Below are 19321 nucleotides of genomic sequence, written 5' to 3' on the forward strand. Positions count from 1 at the left end.
GGTGCAACGGCGTAAGCGCATTTGCTGTGCCGTTGATTGGACGTGCACAGGGACTGGGGGCGGCGCGGTGCGCGAACCCCGCGTGTATTGCTCGAAACGGGCATCTGTGGACCTTCCGCATCGGCGCCGCTCAGCCGTGACGAATACCAAAACGCATCTGCCAAAGAGGCGACGCGCTTTTACACCAGGCGGCAAGACGTTTCGACAACGCCCCCGGGCGTTGTCGGCGGGCTGCGCGCCGCGGGAGCGTCGATTGCGCAACGATCCGCTTCAGTATCACTTTGGGGGCAGCCACGCGATGAATGGAGCAACGCCCAGCCGGCGCGCCGTACGCTCGCGCATCCTGCGCACGCTCGGCGAGGCGCTGTGGCGGCACCGCAGCGCGAGCGCAGCGGCGGCGTCATTGATGATTCTGGCGCGCCTCGGTGCCATTTCGGTGCCGATCGCACTCAAGCATCTGATCGACGATCTCGGCCACATTCACTCGTTGGCGGCGCTGCCGGCGCTGCTCGCGATCGTCTATGCGCTGCTGCGCTTCCTGTCGGACGCGCTCGGCGAGGCACGCGATGTGGCGTTCAGCATCGTCGTGCAACGCGCAGTGGCCACGCTGCGCGAACGCACGTTCGCTCAGCTGCACCGGCTGGGCGCGCGCTTTCATGCGCAGCGTGAAACGGGTGCGATCGTGCGGGACGTCCAGAAGGGTGCGGACGGTCTGGGCTTCCTGCTTGGCACCGCGCTCTTTTCAGTGCTGCCAACGATGTTCGAAATCGCCGTGGTCGTGGCGATCGTCGCGTCGCACTACGACAACGCCTTTGTGCTCGCCATCGCCGGGACCTTTGCGTGCTATGGGACATGGACCGCGATTTACACCCGCCGCCGGCTCGCGTTCCAGCGCGCGGTGAACTCGCTGGAGGCGCAGGCGGACGGCCGGCTCGTCGACAGCCTGCTCAATCACGACACGGTGAAGTACTTTTCGACGGAGCAGCACGAGGTCGCTCGGCTGCGCACCGTGCTCGACGACTGGGTCCTCGCGCGCACGGCGAATCAGCGCGCGCTGACCGTGCTGCACGTGGGCCAGAGCGGCGTGGTGGCGGCAGGTATTGCGGCGGTGATGGTGATCGCCGTGCAGAACGTGCTGACTCGCGCGATGACGGTGGGCGACCTCATCCTCATCAACGCGTACATCATTCAGGTGTGCGCACCGCTCAATACACTCGGCTTCGTGTTTCGCGAGGCCAACGATGCGTTCGTCGATGTCGAGCGGCTCTTCGCCATCCTCTGTGCGCGCGGCACGCCGGGCGAGGATGAGGACACGCCCGGAGCGCGCGCGCTGGTCGTGCGCGAAGGCGAGGTGGCATTCCGGCACGTCGATTTCGGCTACGACGCGGGGCGGCCCGTGCTGCACGATGTGGGGTTCCTGGCCGAGCCAGGGCGCACCGTTGCCGTGGTGGGCGGCAGCGGCTCGGGCAAATCCACGCTGATCCGGCTGCTGTTCCGCTTCTATCAGCCTCAGCGCGGGACCATCTCCATCGACGGCCACGATATTGCGCACGCCACGCAGTCGAGCCTGCGCGAAGCGATCGGCATCGTGCCGCAAGACACGGTGCTGTTCAACGAGACCATCGCGTACAACATCGCCTACGGCCAGCCCGACGCCACCCGGGCGGATGTCGTGCGCGCCGCGCGCGCGGCCCAGCTCGACGAGTTGATCGAGCGTCTGCCCGACCACTACGAAACGCGTGTGGGCGAGCGCGGCGTGCGCCTGTCGGGCGGAGAGCGGCAGCGCATCGCAATCGCACGCGCGATTCTCAAGAACCCGCGCATCATGGTGTTCGACGAAGCGACCTCGGCGCTCGATACGCGCTCGGAGCGAGCGATCCAGAACGAGCTGCAGCGCCTCGCCCACGGGCGCACGACGATCGTGATCGCGCATCGTCTTTCGACGATCGTCGACGCGGATCTGATCCTCGTGATGGAGCACGGCCGAATCGTCGAACAGGGGCGGCACGACGCGCTGCTCGCCCGCCAGGGCGTGTACGCGAAGATGTGGGCGATGCAATGGCAGCAGGACGATCTCGAGCACGCTGAGCGGCGGCTCGTGACGACGCCCGTGAACGTGGCGAACCTGCTTGCACGGGTGGCCGAGCGTGTTCGTGATTCGCTGGGCGAAGCGGCGGCGCGGCTCGTCACGCAACCCGACGACGGGCTCTATGCCACTGTCGCGAACGGCGACGCGTTGCTGGTGGCCCTCACGCTGCTCGTGGAGAACGAAGTGCAGAATGCGGCGTCGATCGCGGCTTCTGTTACCTCGGCAGGGGCCACGCGAGAAACGCGCGGCGTGCAACTGGCCGCGCGGCGCAGCGCCAATACGGTTTTGCTCGGCGTGGCGGGCGGCGCGCGGCCCGCACCGCTCGACGACAGCGCCCTCGCGCGTATCGAAGCGCTGCTGCGCAAGGCGGGCGCGAGTCTCACGCTAGATCCCGAAGGCCGCCGCGTGCGCTACGCCGTGGCGCTGCCGCTGCATGCGCTGCTGCCCGAGCGCACCCCGGAGCGCGGCGGCGAACTCGCCGGACTGCGCATAGCCGTGCTCGACGACGAAGAGCAAACGCGCGATGCGCTGGAAGCTGCGCTCACATTGCATGGGGCGATCGTGCAACTCGAAAGCAGCGGTGCGCGATGGCTCGCCGGGTTGCGCGAGACGCCGCGCGCCAGGTGGCCAGATGTACTGCTGTGCGACTTGCAGCTAGACGGCGAAGACGGAACGCAAATCGTCGCAGCGCTACGGGACATGGAAGCGCGCGGCGACTATGCAGGCAAAGCGCTTCCTGCCATCGCCATGACGGGCCAGGTTGCGCGCGCCGATTCCCCCGGCGAAGAACGCAGACTGTTCGGCGCGCGGCTCACCAAGCCAGTTGCGGTGCCGGCGCTGCTCGCCGCGATCGTCGCGGCAACGCAAGGCGGTAACGAAAGCGCCGGCGCCAGCCACTGACTCTGGCCCGCCGTCTAGATGAGCGGCGTGCCGCCCGTCACCGCAACAGTGGCGCCAGAGATGTAGCTGCCCTCGTGCGACGCGAGCAGCACATACGCACCGGCTAGCTCCGCAGGTTGCCCTGGCCGCCCCATTGGCGTCGCCTTGCCGAAGTCGCGCACGTCTTCGGCCGGCATGGTCGACGGAATGAGCGGTGTCCAGATCGGCCCCGGCGCGACGCAGTTCACACGGATGCCGCGCCCGGCCACGAGTTGGGCGAGACCGCCGGTGAAGTTCTGGATCGCGCCCTTCGTGGCGGCATAGGCGAGCAGTGTGGGCTTGGGCTTGTCCGCGTTGATCGACGCTGTATTGATGATGGCAGCGCCCGGCTGCATGAGCGCGACCGCCTCGCGTGAAATGCGGAACATGGCGCCGATATTGGTATCGAAGGTGCGATCCCATTCCTCGTCGCTGATCGATTCGATCGACTCGTGCGTCATCTGGTACGCGGCGTTGTTCACGAGTATGTCGAGCTTGCCCAGCTCGCGCGCGGTCTTGCTCACGAGCTCGCGGCACCACGCACGGTCGCGGATGTCGCCGGGCAGAAGGAGCGCGCGGCGTCCGGCGTCTTCCACCCAGCGCGCCGTTTCCTTCGCATCGTCGTGCTCGTCGTAGTACGCGATGGCCACGTCGGCGCCCTCGCGCGCAAACGCGATGCATACCGCGCGGCCGATGCCGCTGTCGCCGCCCGTGACGAGGGCGACCTTGCCGGCAAGCCGTCCCGACCCGCGATAACTCTTTTCGCCGTGATCGGGTTGCGGGTCCATAGGTGCGGTGCGCCCGGGCGTGCGGTCCTGCTGCTGATCGGGCATGGGCGGGGCGGGGCGATGTTCGTTCATGGTCCTTACCTCTTCGAAATGACGTTGCATGTTTTCTGCGTACCGCGCGAAGCGCAAGACATATGCCGCACGCCCCGCGAGGCTCCGGTCAGCCGGCGGGCTTGAGCACGACCTTGGTCCAGCCCTCGTTGCGCGCGTCGAACTGCTGGTAAGCATCGGGCGCTTGCCCGATCGGTAAGGTATGCGAAATGATCTGTGAGGGCCGCGCTTTGCCTGCCGCGATGAGATCGCGCAACTTGCGGTTATACGCCTTCACGTTGGCCTGACCCGTAGCGATGTGCTGTCCCTTCATCCACAACTGGCCGAAGTCGAAAGCCAACTGCCCCTTCTTCGCCAACTCGTCCTGTGCGCCCGGATCCTTCGGCACGAATACGCCCACCACGCCGATGCCGCCCGTCGGCCGCACAGCCTTCACGAGATTGTTCATCGTCAGGTTCGGCACTTCGCGGCCGTGGCAGGTGCATTGATACCCCACGCACTCGCAGCCACGGTCGGCGCCTTCTCCGCCGGTCATTTCGACGATGCGCTCGGCGGAGTTGCCGTCGCTGTCGTCGACGGGAATCGCGCCGAGCTTTTCCGCCAGTTGCAAACGGTCCGGGTGGGTATCGACGACCATGATTTTACTTGCGCCCTGGACCTGGGCCGAGAGCGCCGCCATGAGACCGACGGGTCCCGCACCATAAATGGCGACACTGTCGCCGGGCTGCACGCCCGCGAGCACGGTCGCATGCCAGCCGGTCGGGAAGATGTCGGACAGGAGCACGTAGTCGTTCTCCTTTTCCTCGGCATCGGGCGGCAGGCGCAGGCAGTTGAAGTCGCCGAACGGCACGCGCAGCAGTTCGGCCTGACCGCCGCTGTACGGACCCATGTCGGCGAAGCCGTACGCCGCGCCCGCCATGCCCGGATTGGCCGTCAGGCAAAAGCCGGTGAGCCCGCGCTCGCAGTTCTTGCAGAACCCGCAGCCGATGTTGAATGGCATGCAGACGCGGTCGCCCACCTTCACGCGCACGACGGCGGAACCCACCTCGATCACCACGCCCAGATTTTCGTGGCCAAGGATGCGGCCGGTTTCCATGCTGGTGCGTCCCTCGTACATATGGAGGTCGGAGCCGCAGATATTGGTGCTGGTGATCTTGACGAGCACGTCGGTAGGGCGCTCTATCTTTGCGTCCGGCATGGCTTTGACGGTGACTTTACGCGGACCTTCGTAGACGACAGCTTTCACGTGACTCTCCTCGGGAAGCGCGCGAGCTGCGCGCAGTTGGCCTGGCGCACGCGAGGTCTCGCCTCATCGCGAATGCGTGCACCCGTTGCAGGCGCATTGACCGTTCCCATGAGCCGGCGGCCGGGGATGTCAAGGGGCAGCGGTGGGCGCGAGGGCTCCGACGCCGCTGGCGCCCGCCCCACGGTGCGAAGCGGCCTCCAGGCACAACCGGTGCGCACACAGCCTGACCCACGTCGCCACGGCGAGCCTGAACGAGAACTGGATCGACCGGACCGAAGAGCGCTCTAATTTCTGTTCGGGACGACGACCATACTGAAAGGAGGTCGACAATGAAAGATGAATCCGGTACGCGCCCCGCGCAATCGCCTGAAGCCGGGCGGCGCGACACTGCGCCGCCTGCACGCACGAGACAGGAGAAGCGCGACGAGAGCGAGAAGAGCAAGCACGAAGCGTCTGAGAACGAGTTGCCGTCCACCCAGGAAAAGAATCCCATACCACCGGGAACGACGCAGAAGACGTCCTGAAATTCGCGTGCGCCGCGCGCTGATCGCGGGCCATGGGCGTGGTCACGCAGAACGCCTTTGCAGGCGTAATCGAGGCGGCCGGTGCGATGGTTGCGCCCTCGCGGACGTCCGCCAATCGAGTATCTTTATCAGGGAGAGTGAGATGGCAAAGCCGCATTCCATGCTAGTCACGGCAGTGACGGTGCTTTCGATCGCGTTAGCGCCCGGCATAGCTGCCGCGCAGACGAGCGCGCCTGACGCGTCAGCGAATGGGAGCACATCGAAGGCGCAACGCAAGGAAGCACGCAAGCAGGCGCGAGCGCAAAGAAACGCGGAACTGAAGAAGCTCGAAGAAAATGGATATAACCCGGCTGCGGGAAACGATCCAAATTATCCGAACGATATTCAGAACGCCGAAAGAAAGGCGGCGACGCCTGGTAGCGCGAGCCAATAGATGACACTCGTGGCGTGGACGTGGTCCTGCGCCCCAGGTCACATTTCGGCGCTCACGGGGCGCGTGGTCGTTTCGCACTGCACACCGAAAGGTTCGCCAAATTCGGCGAGCAAGGCTTCGAAGTGCGCGGGTTCGAGCGGCGAGGGCGGCCCGAGCCGCGGCTTCAACTGCGCGAGTGCCCGCCCGTATCGCTCGAATGTGGCGAAATCGCGTGGGTAGCGCTCGCTATCGACGCCCGCGAAGCGCCCCTCGTGAGCGGCGTGGGCGAGCAGCGCTCGCCAGCGCGAGATCGGCGCGAGCCCGATGCTTTGCGTGCCGTGGGAGAACAGCGTCATGTCGATGTCCTCGAATGCGGGCGTGCTGTCGAGGAAGCGCTGCAGGGCGTCGGCCGAGGGCTCGACACCGAACAGCAGCCAGAACGGTATGGCGTGAATCTCGAGCGTCGTGAGGGGATCCATCAGCATGAAAGAGTCGACGAGAAGGCGGCGCGTCTCGATCACGCTTTCCTGATACCAGCGCCGATAAACAGCCGCGGTCGCGAAGCTCAGCGCTTCGGGTTCCTCAAACCGGATCTCGACGATGCGCCATTGCATTGGCCCGGCCAGCTCGGCGAGATCGTCGCGCAGAGCCGCGTCGAAGCCCCACTCGGCTTCCGGGGCACGCGCGTCGGGAGCCGGGGGGTCCCACCGTGTGCGCACGCTGCCGTAGTGCGCGAGAAACGCGCGCACGCGCTCGCCGCCGTGCAGATATTCGTCTTCGCTCGCGCCACCCGTGGCGCCGAACTGGAACACCGAACGCTCGCTCGTGCGGGTGACTGCCCAATCGCGCGTGCAGTTCACCACGTAGAGGGTCCCGCCGCGTTCCAGATTGCCGAGCAGGAACTCGCGAAACGCGAGCGGCAGGCGTCGAAACTTGAGCCGGAAATAGCGCATGCCATGCAACATCAGACGGTCCTGGTTGGGATCGTGCATATGATGAACGGCAATGCGATCGTCGGCGGCGAGCAGGGCTTCCGTGATGCGCCGGCTCGTGTCGAAGCCCCGCTGGGCATCATCGGGATCGCTGAACGGCGCGCGGACCGGGCATAGAAAGGTTTGCGGCAGCCAGGGTGCGCGCAGCGCGGCCGCGAGATGGATCATCGCACCGTTCGACGACCCGATAAACGCGCAGCGGCGGGGGACTTGCGGATAAAGGTCGGCAAGCCACTGCGCAATGCGTTCGACGTCGAGGCTCTTCGCGCGGCGAGGATCGATGCCCTCGCTCATGCCGCCGACGATATAGGCCCATTCGCGCTGGCGTTTCGGCAGCGCATTGATTGCGGGCATGAGGCGGTCGAGCAGGGGCGACTGGCTGGGGCTCGAAAAACGTCTTCCGTGCAACATGCTCGCCAGTGCCTGGGCCATGGCGGCGGCGGAATCGAAACGGGCGATGCCCGGCGGCGGCTTGTTCATTGAAGTGCTCCCTTGCTATACGCCAACGGCACCGGCCTTGAGAAACGGTGTGATCGCAAACGCGAACGCATTGGGCGCGGCGTAATTGAGTGTGTGCGTGCCGCCTTCTATCGTCATCAGCCTGCCGTGCTGCAGTTTGCGCGCGGCCTCCGCGCCCCACCCGAGCGGCGCGACGGGGTCGCGCGTGCCCACGACGACAAGTGCGGGCGCAGCGATGCGCGGGAGCCGCTCGTCGACGGGCTCACGCACCAGCATCCGCATGGTGGCAAACGCGCGCCACAATCCCGCCTTCGCGTAGTCGATCCGGCCGGCCTTCGCCGGCGTGTGGGGACGCTCGCGCAGTCCGTTGATCCAGTCGCGCCACGCCTGGCGCGGCAGCGAGCGGGCGCGAGGGTCCGGTGTGGGTGCTTGCAGAACGAGGCGATCCACCGCCTGCGGGTAGCGCACTGCGAAATCGGCGAGGACCTGGCAGCCGAAGGAGTTGCCCACGAACATCGCTCGTTTCACGCCGCATGCGTTGAGCCACAAATGCAGCGCATCGGCGAGTTGCGCGAGGCTCAGCGCGTCGCGCCTCCGCGCGAGCGGGCTTTCGCCGAAGCCGGGCAGGTCGGGCGCGAACACGTCAAAGTCGCGCTTGAGCGCGTACGCGAGCGGTTCCATGTACCGGCTCGAGACGACGAGGCCGTGGACCAGCACCACTGGCAATCGGCGGGGGGCGTGCGCGTGGCAGCGTGCGACTCGATAGAACATGCGGTATGGCCCGGCCTGCACGAAGGCGCCTTCGATGCCGCGGCGGCGGCTGCCTCGGTCGATGGCAGCGGTTTGCTTGAGCCTGCGCCAGGCAAGCGTCATCGACACGAGGGCGACAACGCAGACGCACGACAGGCCGATGAGAAAAATGAGCACGGCAGCACGCTCCTGTGCGCTCACCGCTTGCGGGCGCCGAGCGCTATCGCAGTGACAACAGCAAACCGTGTTCCACCAGGATCAGGACCGGGAGCCCAGCACGTCGTCGAGAAAACGCAACACGTGAGCATGACCTCCGCGCTCCCATGCATTGACGTGCGAGGCGCCCGCTATGATCGCAAAGCGCCGGGGCGCCCGGACGGCCGTGAAGAGCCGTGAGAATTGCGCTGGGGGAACGACGTGGTCTGCGTCGCCGCCGTAAATGAGGATGGGGGCGCGCACGCTGCCGATCTTGGCGAGATTGTCATAGCGGTCGCGCACGAGCCACCGCATGGGAACGATGCGCGGCAGCCAGCGCATGCGCACGGCGGCGACATCGGCGATGCTGGTGAACGGGGCTTCGAGCAACAGCGCGGCGAGAGGGCGTTCGGTCGCGATCTGCACTGCCACGGCCGAGCCGAGCGAATAACCATGGAGGACGACGTCGCGCGAGTGCCGCGCGGCGAATGCGATGGCAGCGCGGCCGTCGGCGTAGAGCCCCGCTTCGCTGGGACGCCCGGGCGCGCCGCCGTAACCACGATAGCCCGCAAGCAGGACGCCGTAGCCTGCGTCGAGCAGCGCATGCGCGATGTGCGTTCGCTGGGTGAGGTCCTCTCCGTTGCCATGAAAGAGTACGACCGTGGCGCGGGCGGACTCCGCCGGCGCAGCGTGGCCGCAAACCAGTTCGTTGCCGTCGGCGGTATGCACGCGCACGTGGCGGATGCGGCCCTGCGCGTCCGGGCGTAGCGGCCCGCGCTGCAGCCGCTCCGACGGGTAGATCAGACGGCCTTGCAGCCAGTACAGCAAGGCCATGGCGCAACCGTAGATCAGTAAGGCGGCGGCAACAGCGAGGGCGATGTATAGCGGTGCGGTCATGGTCTCGTTCATCGCGCACCGAACATTCCCGCGGCTTCGCCACGATGTCCGGAAAGAACGGATTTCGTACAAAAAGCTAATTCAGGGTTCGACCTATAATTCACTGCTCCAGAAACCGAAGTCAGACTTCTGCAAACGTCCTTTCGATAAATGCGCATAGGTGTGAGCAATGGCTTATTCACTGATCTATCGCGGATTCACAATCGACTTTGCGCCATTTTCGGTTGACGGTCATACATTCGGTGCGCAGTGGACGCTAACGCCCAGCGATCCGCATAGGGCTCTCGGCATTCCCATCTCAAGCGGTGATCTGCAGATGCGGGGTGCTCCGGATGAAATGGCGGCGCTTGCAAGGCTGCAAGCGATTGACTGGATTGACCGCAACCATCGGGGTGGTCGTTGCCGCTAAGGCGCTACCAAGAAAGACATTCGCGCCCGCCTGGGACGGTTGCCCTTAAGGATGGATTTACGGACATGCGTCCATTCTGTACTTGCGAGCCACCGCTGGAATATGCTCATACAAGCCACATACGAGCGTTTCGCCGCCAGGATGAGTGACACCATGAGTACTGAAATGGTTGTGCAAAGGCTCACAATTCGGGCTGCCCCGGGCAAGCTCAGAATCATCCCGGTGTGGCGATGCCTGGCACAGAGCGGTGCCAGGGTCGTTCGCTGGAATGTCCATGCCGATCGCAATGACGGCATGGATTTCATGACAGTCGACATTATCGACGCCGATCCGTCGCGTACGGAAGACATCGCGATTGCGCTCGGAAAAGTACCTCTCGAAATGACAGTCACTGCGCTCAATTTGACAGTGCTGTCCACTCCCGAATCAGCCCATGACCGTGGGCCGCGGAAAGATTAATCGCACGCGACGCGCAGAGCCGGATAGGCATCGAAGTGACGAATACGACGGATTCACGCTCGATGTGGCAGTCGATGCCGACGTTGTCAGGGGCGTCTCACAGACACTCGCAGGTTCTTGCGCCGCTCAGCCGCGCAGGGCGGGAATCGATACCTACCGATGATGCAGATCTGGGCGCCGGGTCGGGCTGCACGCCATTCAGCCGGAGAAAATATTCTTCGCGGCGTTCCTTCATTAAAACCAGGTCGGTTCGCAAGGCGGTTCGAATCTCGGTCGACCACGCTGCCGCGTGGTGGTCCGTGCCGCGTTCGACCTCGGAAAGGCGCTCCATGCACGCCTTGATCTCCGCATCGATATTCAGCAGGGCTACCAGCAGATCGTCGGTCGTGCAAACCATTTTTCTGTCCCCCTCATCATGGTCAACTCGATGATGCATTGCATCAATGTTAAATCGAGGAGATAGAAATGATGCCTGGGGAATACACCAAATCTCGCGCCGTTGTAGCCGCCCGGAGCGCGAGTCTCGCTCGCAATATTTACTAAAATTACGGTAGCCACTCACGAAGAAATGGGTCGCGGGAGATGACATGGCAAGTTCCCAGCCTGAAGGCGGCTCGCTCGAGAGAGAATATGACCTTGCCCTGGAAATCCTCGACGCGAGGTCTGCTGCACTCGAGCGCGCCATACGCCGCCATTCGGTCGATTCGGCTCAGGCCCACGAAGCGCGCAAAGCCTACGATATCGCCAGGGTGATTTTGCTCTCGTGCGAACTTCGGCTACGAAGCCGGGGGATAGTCCGGCAAACGACGCGTCGTCGTCCGATCACCGTCATCGTTTTCAGCGAGTCGGAACTGCTCAGGAAATCGTTGACGGTATTGCTTCGCGCGGAGGGCTACCACGCGATTTCAGCGACCACGCTCCTCGAGCTGCGAAGCGTGATGGCGGCGCAGGAAGCCGGCGCGATTGTCATTTACCGGGAGCGCGGGGCGTCGCACGCCCCACTCACTATCGACGGCATGGCCAGCGCCGCGCCGTGGGTGCCGACCTTCATGCTGCAGTGCGGCAAGCGGATGTCGACTGCGGAGACATCCGCCGACGCCCGTATCCATGAAGTTGGCTCGATCCACGAACTGGTCTCCGGGCTGGACGCAACCCTTGTGAGCGGCGGCGGCACTGAGAAGCTCCTGCGGTAGGGGATCGTCGAGATGCGGCGCGTCGTAGTGCTCGCGCTCTTACCCGAACGATCCCGCGTGACGCATGACTTCGGGCAGCGTCGCGTCCCGGCTGTGCCGCACTGACGTGCCAGACACAGTGACAGGTCCCCATGAAATATCTCCCCCGAATTGCCGCACTCGCCGGCCTCGCCATCGCAGTCTGGCTCGTCTGGCACGCCGATGCGCGAGCGGTGCTCAGTTTGATGCGCGCAGCCGGCGGCGGGCTCGCGCTTGCAGGGATCGCTCATGTTCTGCCGATGCTCGCCAATGCAAGGAACTGGCAAATGTTGATGCGCGGTGCGAGACGTCCAACGCTGTCGGGCGTCCTGCGCCTCGTCTGGATTCGGGAGTCGGTGAACGGTACGTTGCCCGTTGCGCGTGTCGGCGGTGAAGTCGTGACGTTCCGCATGATGTGCAAATGGGGCATGCAGCCGGCCCCGGCGATGGCGAGCCTCGTCGTCGATCTTCAGCTAACGCTGATCAGCGAGATGCTCTTTGCTATTGCAGCCATCGGCTATCTGATCGCACATGCGGGTGCCGGAGCGTTGCACCTCGCTGCGCGACTCGGAGGAGGTATCGCCATACTTGCCGTCCTGCTCCTCGCGTTTTTGTTCGTGCAGCGCATGAGTCCGTTCGCTCGCCTGACGAAACTCTTCAATCGCATCACGAGCGGCAAGTTCCGCTCGCTCGTCGGCGAGTCGGTTCGCATCGATCAGTCGATCAGCGATCTCTGGCGTCAGCGCGGCATGATCATTCGTTATCTGCTCATCTGGCAGTCACTTCAATGCATCGCAACCGCGCTGGAACTCTGGCTCGCGCTCTATTTTCTCGGGGCGAAAGGAAGCTTTTTGCAAGCGATCGCACTCCAGTCGCTCATCCAGGCGCTCAGTAGTGTCGCGTTCTTTGTGCCTGGCGGACTCGGTGTTCAGGAGGGGGGATTCTTGCTGATCGGGACGGTACTCGGCTTCAATCCGCAGACTTGCCTCGCACTTGCGGGTGCGCGAAGGCTTCGTGACATCATCGTCTTTTTGCCGGGGCTCGTCGCATGGCAAGTCGCGGAATGGCGCGACAAGCGACGCGCGCCGGCCAGTTCCGCAACAGGCGGCGAGACAGCGAACTCCGGCGAAAGCGCTTCCGGTCGCAAAGCGCAGTAGAAGGACCGAAGCGCGCGCCACTTCCGGATTGCCTCACGACGCCCGGGGCGCAATCGTGCGCCTGCGATCTTCTCAGGTCTCGTATTTGAAGGACACGGAGACCCGGGTCCGATATTCAACGACCTTGCCGTCTTCGATCTTGATGTCGAGTTTGCAGACTTCGGCGATTCGCAGGTCACGCAACGACGCGGCTGCGGTTTCCACTGCATTTTTTGCGGCTTCCTCCCAGGAAGTTGTGCTCGTGCCGATGATTTCCGTCACCTTATAGACGCTGGAATCCGTGCTTTTGCTCATGGTCTTTCTCCGTGTTGAGTGGGCGATGGACTTGCCACGCGCATTCCGCGTGCCTCGCGGATATGCTGGCAGACACGTTCCATGGCCGCTGCACGGCAAGCTGGCGCTCGCTTCGAGATATCCTTCGGCAGCTTCCATGGGGCGGCGGAAGAAGGGCGGGCATGCGTTTTGCGCACGTAGCGCGCCGCAGTCAGTGCATGGAGACGGATACAGTGAGCAGACCGCCCGCGATCCGGGAATATCGCGTCAAAGACCGAGCAGTCAGGAGCGCCTGATGGACGATGAGACCAAAATCATGCCGATCGTGCGTACTGGCGTTCCCGGCCTGGACGATGTTCTGGCGGGAGGGCTGACTCAGGGAAACCTTTTCCTTCTCGAAGGCAGCCCCGGCACGGGGAAAACGACCATCGCCCTGCGGTTTCTGCTTGAAGGTGCCGAGGCGGGCGATCAGGGCCTTTACATCACACTGTCCGAAACGGAGCGGGAATTGCGCGACGGCGCCGCGTCCCACGGTTGGCAACTGGGCGATCGCGTCGCCGTGTTCGAAGTGGTGCCCCCGGAGAGCCTGCTCGATGCGGATCATCAGCAGAGTCTGCTGTACTCGTCCGATCTCGAGCTCGGCGAGACGACTCGCCTGATCTTTGACGCTTTCGAGCGAGTACGGCCCAGGCGGGTCGTCCTGGACAGCCTCTCGGAAATCCGTCTGCTCGCGCAGAGCTCGCTGCGTTACCGCCGCCAGGTGCTCGCCATCAAGCATTACTTCTCACGACAAGGAGCGACCGTCCTGCTGCTCGACGACCTGACTGCAGATGCCGCAGACAAAACCGTACACAGCGTCGCCCACGGCGTCATCAAGCTCGAAGAACTTGCCCCCGACTATGGAGCCGAGCGGCGCAGGTTGAGGATTTCGAAGTACCGGGGGCAGGCGTTCCGTGGTGGGTATCACGACTTCACCATCAAACGCGGAGGTGTTTCCGTGTTTCCCCGGCTCGTTGCTGCGGAACATCGCACCCGGTTTGCGCGCGAGCAAATGACGAGCGGCGTGGCGGAACTCGATGCGCTTCTCGGCGGCGGCATCGAACAGGGCTCGAGCACCCTGGTGTTAGGACCGGCCGGCACCGGCAAAAGCATTTTTGTGCTTCAGTTCATTTCGGCTGCGGTCGCTCGAGGCGAGAAGGCGGCACTGTTCGCCTTCGACGAAGAACTTGGACTGTTCTTTGACCGGACCCGCGCGTTGGGTTTCGACCTTGAAGCGATGCGCGAAACCGGCCGGTTGCATGTCGAACAGGTCGATGCCGCGGAACTCTCGCCTGGCGAGTTTGCCCAGCGCGTCCGCGATTGCGTTGACCACGCCGAGGCCAAAACGGTGGCCATCGACAGCCTCAACGGTTACCAGGCTGCCATGCCGCAGGAGAACGCGCTCGTCCTTCATATCCACGAATTGCTGCAATACCTCAACAGGCAAGGCGCGACGACTTTCCTGACGGTAGCGCAGCATGGGCTCGTTGGCGACATGAAAGCGCCCGTCGACGTCACGTACCTTGCCGACACGGTCATCCTGCTGCGGTATTTCGAGGCGCTGGGAAGCGTGCGGCGGGCGGTGTCGATCATCAAGAAACGCACCGGGCGTCACGAAGAGACGATCCGGGAATTTCGCATTGGGCGATTCGGTCTGAACGTCGGGGCACCGCTCGACAGTTTCCAGGGCATCCTGCGCGGTGTACCCACGTTTGTGGGTAACTCAGGGCCGCTTATGCCGACGGGCGCCGCTGGTAATGAAAGCACCTGATTTCAATCGCTGTCCCACACTGGTTTTTACACCTATTGGGCGAGACGCTGTCGTTGCCACGGCTCTCCTGAAAGAGGCAGGCGCTCTTGCGCTCGTATGTCGCGATCTCGAGCATTTCGTCGCCATGCTGGACGAGGGAATCTGTTGCGCGATCGTGACCGACGAGGGCCTGCGAAACGCCGACCTCAAGCCACTCGGAAACTGGGTGTCAGCGCAGCCCACATGGTCCGACTTTCCGTTCATCATCCTTACGCAGCGCCGGGGCGCGCCCGATCAGGACCCCGAACTGAGCCGACTCGCGGCGACGCTGGGAAACGCGACATTCATCGAGCGCCCGTTTCATCCGCGGACATTCGTCAGCGCGGTTGGCACAGCACTGCGCGGCCGGGCGCGGCAATTCGAAGCCCGCCTGCGTATCGACGAACTGCGCGAAAGCGAAGCGCGCCTGCACACCGCCCTGACAGCGGGGAAACTGGGCTCATGGGAACTGGACCTGTCGACATTTGCACTGGTGGTTTCGCCTGCGTGTCGCGCGATTTTCGGGCATGCGTCAGGCGCGCCTTTCACGTACTCCGATCTCCTGGCCGGCATCAGTCGAGACGACAGGCCCCGGATGACCGACGCGATCGACTGCAGCCTGGCAACCGGCTGCGATTTCGCACTCGAGCTCTGTACGCTCTGGCCGGACGGGACGGTTCATTGGGCGGACATGCGCGCGCGGCTGGTTCGAGATGGCACTCGAAAGACCGCACGGCTCGTCGGGGTGATATCCGATATCACCATGCGCAAGGCGGCGGAAGACAGCCTGCAACAGGCCAACGACATGCTCGAGGCGAGGGTTGCCCAGCGCACTGCGGAGCTCGAGCGCAGCCACCGACTCGTGCTGGACGAGATGCGGCAGCGCGAGCGCGCAGAAGAGCTGTTGCGCCAGGTGCAGAAGATGGAAATGATCGGGCAGTTGACGGGCGGAGTTGCCCACGATTTCAACAATCTGCTGATGGCCATCATGGCCAATCTCGAACTGCTGCGCAAGCAGCCGCAGGACGCCATTCGAGCAACGCGACTGATCGACGGCGCGCTTAGGGGAGCCCAGCGTGGCGCCGCCCTTACGCAGCGCCTTCTGGCCTTCGCGCGGCAGCAGGATCTCAAGGTCGAGCCGACCCACCTGCCGACCGTGGTTCGGGGGATGACCGATCTTCTGGAGCGGTCGATAGGGCCGCGAGTGGCGCTCGAGCTGAAATTGCCGGAGGGGATTCCGCTTACCCTTGCCGATGGGAATCAGGTCGAACTCGCGATCCTGAATCTGGTCGTCAACGCCCGCGACGCGATGCCTGAGGGAGGGACGTTGTCAATAGCGGTCGATGACGTGCAAACGTGGGGCGACAACGGACTGCCCGCGGGCGAATATGTCCGAATCATCGTCGCTGATACCGGGAAAGGCATGGATGCGGACACCCTTGCGAAAGCAACCGAGCCGTTCTTTACAACGAAAGAACTCGGCAAGGGAACAGGGTTGGGTCTTTCCATGATTCACGGACTCGCGCTGCAGCTGAACGGTGCCCTGCGCCTCGAGAGCGAAGCAGGCCGAGGCACGCGGGTAGAGTTATGGCTGCCCGTTACCTCGCAACGTGTCACGACGTCTGATCTGCAGCACGATGCGCAGCCCGAGGGCAGCGTAATCGATCCGATCCAGGCGAGCATTCTTCTCGTCGATGACGATGCCCTGATCGCAACGAGCACCGCGTACCTCCTTCAGGATATGGGACATGAGGTGATCGAAGCCGACTCGGGCGCCGCCGCACTCGAGATCCTGAAGGCGGGACGCAGGATCGACCTCCTGCTCACCGACTATTCGATGCCACGGATGACGGGCCTGGAGCTGGCGCTGGCCGCGCGCGAGTTGCGCCCGACACTCCCTGTGATCCTGGCTACCGGCTACGCAGAGCTTCCACAGGGAGCCGACGTCGGAATTCAGAGGCTTCGTAAGCCGTATCAGCAACATCAGCTCGTCGCGGAAATAGCGAAGGCCCTCACCAAGGCCAGGGCCTTCGGGTAGGGGTCCGACGGCAGTCTCCAGGCAGTATTGGTTGACTGCCGCTACCGCCGCCGTATTGCTGGACGAGCAGGCGCCAACCTGCTTGACGCTATGTCGGTCCTCCTCGTCAGCGACTACATCGAACTGCACCCTCGTTGAGCGAATCTCGCCTTCATTGACGATCGATGCTACGCCTGCCCATTCGGTTCGATTGTCCCGCGCGTCCCCGCGATGCCGGTGGTCAACGCATGGTGTTCACTTCTCGCACGCAACCGCGGCGTGCACGTAGCGGAACCTCGAAGCCTATTGCACGAGGAATCGAAGCGCTTCGGCGTGGAGCTCTGGGGTCGCCGCTGCGACGACCGTGCCATCGAAACGTCTATCGACTGGACGACCTGACCATGTCGTCACGACGCCGCCCGCGCCCTGGACGACAGGTATCAGCGCCATGACGTCAAACATTTCCAGTTCAGCTTCCACAACAAGGTCAACGTGTCCGGAGGCTAGCAACGCGTAGCCGTAACAGTCGGTGCCGAACCGGGTGACTGAAACAGCGCGCGACAGGGTTGAAAAGGCCGTTGACGCCTTGCCCGCGAACGTTTGGGGGTCGGTTGCGCAGAGCCGCGCATCTCGCAGTTGCCTACACGCACTGACCTCGCACGGTACCCCATTGAGAACGGTGCGATTGCCGTTGCCGATCCAGCGCTCGCAGAGTACGGGGACTTCAATCATGCCGTAACGGGGACGTCGCCCTTCAAGCACTGCCACGAGTGTGCCGAACAGCGGCAGACCTGCCACGAAGCTTTTCGTCCCGTCGATGGGGTCGATCACCCAGGTGATGCCATCCCCAACGTCTCCGCCTTCCTCCTCCCCCACAATATTGTGCGAAGGATACCGTGACAGGATGCGTTCCCGAAGCTGTCGCTCAATCTCGCGGTCCGCCACCGTGACGGGCGTATCGTCGGACTTTGCGGTAACGTCGAGCTGTGTCCTGAAATACTTCAGGGAAACGGCTCGCGCCTCATCTCCGAGCAGTTCGAGAAGCGCGCAGGCGTCCGTCGGCAACATGTTCGATTCCTTTACAGCCCAGCAACGCCTGGACGCTGTCCGCCGTGCATGCCTGGCACGCGAGGACGGTGCATTGCGAAGCTCCCTGCCGGCTTGAACGCGCCTCGGGACGTCGCGCAGGAAGGTGATTCGTACGCTACTCATGTTGACGCAAGCCCGCATACTGAATGCCAGCCGTTCGTACAGTTCGCTTTCTAGCTTCGTAGTGAGACCACGGCCGCGAAGGCTGTCCGATCTTTTTCTTGAGGCGGAGATCGCGAACTGATGAACGGCATCGATAGGTGAAGTATGTGAGTCATACCGTTCACCCTAACCCCGGTGAACGTCTGCGCATATTCTGTTCCTGCCGCCGTTCATTCGGGCGCCCGTGTCACAGGCGGAGACGAATATCCACGGACAGCTCGACCCCTTACGTTTCGTATTGCTGACTATTCTGACCGGGGGGATGCCTGGTAAACCAGGTATGCCGGATGAGACGGCGGTGTCCGATTTCTACCCTGAGACCGTCGTACAAGGCGGCCAGCAATACGGCGCCGACTTTCCGTTGTTCGTCGCTGTGGATGATCGTCAGTAAGGCACGCTGCTTACGTATACGCCAGACCGCCTCGTGGATATGGCGGTCCGCAAGTATCAGGGCTTGTAGCTCAGTCTCGTCGTCCATCGCAGCTTACTCGTTGCCCCCCGTAACCGGCTGGAAGATTTTTGTTTCCCATGCCCCTCTCGTCTGGTCACGCGTGAGCGGTCATGTCGTCCCAGGTGACGCTGGAGTCCGGGCTATCTCCGCCTTGTCGACGCAGGACATTCGTCAGATCCCTGCGACGGCAGGCGCGGCTCGCGTTTTCACGCTCATCCCGATTTGAGATCCGTGGTACTTGTCTTGTCGATACATCCTTCATTCAACAAGTCGGCATCCGGTCACGTTGCCCTCGCGCCGGCGACACTCGTCATTCCCTGGCCGTTTGTTCTCGTTGCGGGTTCACGCGCCTCGCGCTTTTTCGACGCTGCGTCGGCGATCACATCGACTTTGCCCTGTGCAACCTCGATCGCGGACTGCCCGGTGGTCCCGAGTGCCCCATAGAGCGCATTGGCCACGGTGATCGCCGAGCTGAGTGCTGCCACTGCTGCCTCGGAACCGGCTGGCGCATTTCGGGTGGCTTCTTCGAAGAGCGTGCCGCGCGCCGGTCACCGTTTTCGCATGATCGTTTCGAGCAGGAATTCGCCTTCATCCGTTATACGCGGACGCGGCATACCGGTGGCGAGGCTCTCGAGTGCTACGAGCTGTTGCTCGAGCAGTGTGTCGAGTTCCTCGCGGCCCATGTCGATCTGGTCCGGCGATGACTTGACCAGCATGAGCGTCGCAAATTCGTGAGGGCTCAGCACTTATGTCTCCTGGATTCTCGAACGAGCGGTCTTGCCGCCCTGATAGTTGTCCGCCGAAACGACATCTGACCGCGCACACCTCCTCGTGTGGCGTGTGATCGACCTCCGCGTGACATGCGCGAGGCGAGCTGGTAGTGCGCCAGTCGGATCGCTCTTTTTGGCCGGAAGTAGCTTGCTGGTGGCTCATAGGAGCATATG

Annotated in this window: 20 protein-coding genes; 9 read left to right on the plus strand and 11 right to left on the minus strand. The window is 63.6% G+C overall.

The window, feature by feature from the left end; genetic code table 11:
* Positions 1-298: 298 nt before the first annotated feature.
* Complete coding sequence (locus BFD71_RS09845; RefSeq protein WP_069263512.1) at positions 299-2989, plus strand: ATP-binding cassette domain-containing protein; 2691 nt, start codon at positions 299-301, stop codon at positions 2987-2989.
* Positions 2990-3003: 14 nt separating this feature from the next.
* On the opposite strand, the gene BFD71_RS09850 is transcribed toward BFD71_RS09845, so the two are convergent.
* Positions 3004-3867, minus strand: coding sequence for an SDR family oxidoreductase (locus tag BFD71_RS09850; RefSeq protein ID WP_069263077.1), 864 nt, complete (start codon positions 3865-3867; stop codon positions 3004-3006).
* Positions 3868-3955: 88 nt separating this feature from the next.
* A complete protein-coding gene (locus tag BFD71_RS09855) occupies positions 3956-5092 on the minus strand; it encodes a glutathione-independent formaldehyde dehydrogenase (protein ID WP_069263078.1) in 1137 nt (378 codons plus the stop codon).
* Between the two features lie 329 nt (positions 5093-5421).
* On the opposite strand from BFD71_RS09855, the gene BFD71_RS09860 reads away from it, so the two are divergent.
* Together BFD71_RS09860 and BFD71_RS09865 are read left to right on the plus strand one after the other, a co-directional pair.
* On the plus strand, positions 5422-5616 hold the full coding sequence (locus tag BFD71_RS09860; protein WP_069263079.1) for a hypothetical protein: 195 nt from the start codon (positions 5422-5424) through the stop codon (positions 5614-5616).
* 142 nt (positions 5617-5758) lie between these two features.
* A complete protein-coding gene (locus BFD71_RS09865; protein ID WP_069263080.1) occupies positions 5759-6049 on the plus strand; it encodes a DUF4148 domain-containing protein in 291 nt (96 codons plus the stop codon).
* Between the two features lie 38 nt (positions 6050-6087).
* On the opposite strand, the gene BFD71_RS09870 is transcribed toward BFD71_RS09865, so the two are convergent.
* The 3 genes from BFD71_RS09870 to BFD71_RS09880 all read right to left on the minus strand — a co-directional run bounded on the left by BFD71_RS09870 (position 6088) and on the right by BFD71_RS09880 (position 9321).
* The gene (locus tag BFD71_RS09870; RefSeq protein ID WP_069263081.1) at positions 6088-7500 is read right to left on the minus strand and encodes a hypothetical protein; all 1413 of its coding nucleotides are present in this window, start codon (positions 7498-7500) and stop codon (positions 6088-6090) included.
* 15 nt (positions 7501-7515) lie between these two features.
* Positions 7516-8406, minus strand: coding sequence for an alpha/beta fold hydrolase (locus tag BFD71_RS09875; RefSeq protein ID WP_256094586.1), 891 nt, complete (start codon positions 8404-8406; stop codon positions 7516-7518).
* An 81-nt stretch (positions 8407-8487) separates the two neighbouring features.
* Positions 8488-9321: an alpha/beta hydrolase gene (locus tag BFD71_RS09880; protein WP_069263083.1), complete on the minus strand. Its 834-nt coding sequence runs from the start codon at positions 9319-9321 to the stop codon at positions 8488-8490.
* 169 nt (positions 9322-9490) lie between these two features.
* Between BFD71_RS09880 and BFD71_RS40390 the strand changes: the two genes are divergently transcribed.
* Both BFD71_RS40390 and BFD71_RS09885 read left to right on the plus strand, forming a co-directional pair.
* On the plus strand, positions 9491-9730 hold the full coding sequence (locus BFD71_RS40390) for a hypothetical protein (RefSeq protein WP_141710620.1): 240 nt from the start codon (positions 9491-9493) through the stop codon (positions 9728-9730).
* Between the two features lie 153 nt (positions 9731-9883).
* Positions 9884-10189 (plus strand): hypothetical protein, encoded by a 306-nt coding sequence (locus tag BFD71_RS09885; RefSeq protein ID WP_141710621.1) that lies wholly within the window; start codon positions 9884-9886, stop codon positions 10187-10189.
* A 97-nt stretch (positions 10190-10286) separates the two neighbouring features.
* Here the strand turns inward: BFD71_RS09885 and BFD71_RS40395 are convergent, their stop codons facing one another.
* Positions 10287-10778, minus strand: a complete 492-nt coding sequence (locus BFD71_RS40395; protein WP_141710622.1) for a hypothetical protein — start codon at positions 10776-10778, stop codon at positions 10287-10289.
* Here BFD71_RS40395 and BFD71_RS09895 point away from each other — a divergent pair.
* Both BFD71_RS09895 and BFD71_RS09900 read left to right on the plus strand, forming a co-directional pair.
* Entirely contained in the window at positions 10777-11382 is a 606-nt protein-coding gene (locus BFD71_RS09895; RefSeq protein ID WP_069263086.1) for a hypothetical protein, read from the plus strand. The genes BFD71_RS40395 and BFD71_RS09895 overlap by 2 nt on opposite strands.
* A 131-nt stretch (positions 11383-11513) precedes the next feature.
* Positions 11514-12557, plus strand: a complete 1044-nt coding sequence (locus BFD71_RS09900; protein ID WP_069263087.1) for a lysylphosphatidylglycerol synthase domain-containing protein — start codon at positions 11514-11516, stop codon at positions 12555-12557.
* 72 nt (positions 12558-12629) lie between these two features.
* Here BFD71_RS09900 and BFD71_RS09905 read toward each other — a convergent pair whose 3' ends face one another.
* Positions 12630-12851, minus strand: a complete 222-nt coding sequence (locus BFD71_RS09905) for a dodecin family protein (RefSeq protein ID WP_069263088.1) — start codon at positions 12849-12851, stop codon at positions 12630-12632.
* Between the two features lie 274 nt (positions 12852-13125).
* Between BFD71_RS09905 and BFD71_RS09910 the strand changes: the two genes are divergently transcribed.
* Both BFD71_RS09910 and BFD71_RS09915 read left to right on the plus strand, forming a co-directional pair.
* Complete coding sequence (locus BFD71_RS09910; protein ID WP_069263089.1) at positions 13126-14640, plus strand: ATPase domain-containing protein; 1515 nt, start codon at positions 13126-13128, stop codon at positions 14638-14640.
* Positions 14627-16696: a hybrid sensor histidine kinase/response regulator gene (locus BFD71_RS09915; protein ID WP_069263090.1), complete on the plus strand. Its 2070-nt coding sequence runs from the start codon at positions 14627-14629 to the stop codon at positions 16694-16696. The genes BFD71_RS09910 and BFD71_RS09915 overlap by 14 nt, the downstream gene beginning before the upstream one ends.
* 282 nt (positions 16697-16978) lie before the next feature.
* Here the strand turns inward: BFD71_RS09915 and BFD71_RS09920 are convergent, their stop codons facing one another.
* The 4 genes from BFD71_RS09920 to BFD71_RS09935 form a co-directional block, all read right to left on the minus strand.
* Complete coding sequence (locus BFD71_RS09920) at positions 16979-17743, minus strand: inositol monophosphatase family protein (RefSeq protein ID WP_069263091.1); 765 nt, start codon at positions 17741-17743, stop codon at positions 16979-16981.
* A gap of 409 nt (positions 17744-18152) precedes the next feature.
* A complete protein-coding gene (locus BFD71_RS09925; RefSeq protein WP_069263092.1) occupies positions 18153-18404 on the minus strand; it encodes a hypothetical protein in 252 nt (83 codons plus the stop codon).
* 254 nt (positions 18405-18658) lie between these two features.
* Positions 18659-18862 carry a hypothetical protein gene (locus tag BFD71_RS09930; RefSeq protein ID WP_069263093.1) on the minus strand — a complete coding sequence of 68 codons (204 nt, stop codon included), beginning with the start codon at positions 18860-18862 and terminating at the stop codon, positions 18659-18661.
* Between the two features lie 63 nt (positions 18863-18925).
* Entirely contained in the window at positions 18926-19123 is a 198-nt protein-coding gene (locus BFD71_RS09935; protein ID WP_069263094.1) for a hypothetical protein, read from the minus strand.
* Between the last annotated feature and the right edge of the window lie 198 nt (positions 19124-19321).

The sequence above is a fragment of the Paraburkholderia nodosa genome, from assembly GCF_001718195.1.
Classification (GTDB): Bacteria; Pseudomonadota; Gammaproteobacteria; order Burkholderiales; family Burkholderiaceae; genus Paraburkholderia; species Paraburkholderia nodosa_A.

Bases quoted from the DNA above. Each gene is read 5' to 3' on its own strand.
- BFD71_RS09885 (WP_141710621.1), top strand. From the start codon at position 9,884: ATGAGTACTGAAATGGTTGTGCAAAGGCTCACAATTCGGGCTGCCCCG.
- BFD71_RS09900 (WP_069263087.1), top strand. From the start codon at position 11,514: ATGAAATATCTCCCCCGAATTGCCGCACTCGCCGGCCTCGCCATCGCA.
- BFD71_RS09895 (WP_069263086.1), top strand. From the start codon at position 10,777: ATGGCAAGTTCCCAGCCTGAAGGCGGCTCGCTCGAGAGAGAATATGAC.
- BFD71_RS09860 (WP_069263079.1), top strand. From the start codon at position 5,422: ATGAAAGATGAATCCGGTACGCGCCCCGCGCAATCGCCTGAAGCCGGG.
- BFD71_RS09925 (WP_069263092.1), bottom strand. From the start codon at position 18,404: ATGGACGACGAGACTGAGCTACAAGCCCTGATACTTGCGGACCGCCAT.
- BFD71_RS09920 (WP_069263091.1), bottom strand. From the start codon at position 17,743: ATGTTGCCGACGGACGCCTGCGCGCTTCTCGAACTGCTCGGAGATGAG.
- BFD71_RS09865 (WP_069263080.1), top strand. From the start codon at position 5,759: ATGGCAAAGCCGCATTCCATGCTAGTCACGGCAGTGACGGTGCTTTCG.
- BFD71_RS09905 (WP_069263088.1), bottom strand. From the start codon at position 12,851: ATGAGCAAAAGCACGGATTCCAGCGTCTATAAGGTGACGGAAATCATC.
- BFD71_RS40390 (WP_141710620.1), top strand. From the start codon at position 9,491: ATGGCTTATTCACTGATCTATCGCGGATTCACAATCGACTTTGCGCCA.
- BFD71_RS09910 (WP_069263089.1), top strand. From the start codon at position 13,126: ATGGACGATGAGACCAAAATCATGCCGATCGTGCGTACTGGCGTTCCC.
- BFD71_RS09850 (WP_069263077.1), bottom strand. From the start codon at position 3,867: ATGAACGAACATCGCCCCGCCCCGCCCATGCCCGATCAGCAGCAGGAC.
- BFD71_RS40395 (WP_141710622.1), bottom strand. From the start codon at position 10,778: ATGTCATCTCCCGCGACCCATTTCTTCGTGAGTGGCTACCGTAATTTT.
- BFD71_RS09845 (WP_069263512.1), top strand. From the start codon at position 299: ATGAATGGAGCAACGCCCAGCCGGCGCGCCGTACGCTCGCGCATCCTG.
- BFD71_RS09915 (WP_069263090.1), top strand. From the start codon at position 14,627: ATGAAAGCACCTGATTTCAATCGCTGTCCCACACTGGTTTTTACACCT.
- BFD71_RS09870 (WP_069263081.1), bottom strand. From the start codon at position 7,500: ATGAACAAGCCGCCGCCGGGCATCGCCCGTTTCGATTCCGCCGCCGCC.
- BFD71_RS09880 (WP_069263083.1), bottom strand. From the start codon at position 9,321: ATGACCGCACCGCTATACATCGCCCTCGCTGTTGCCGCCGCCTTACTG.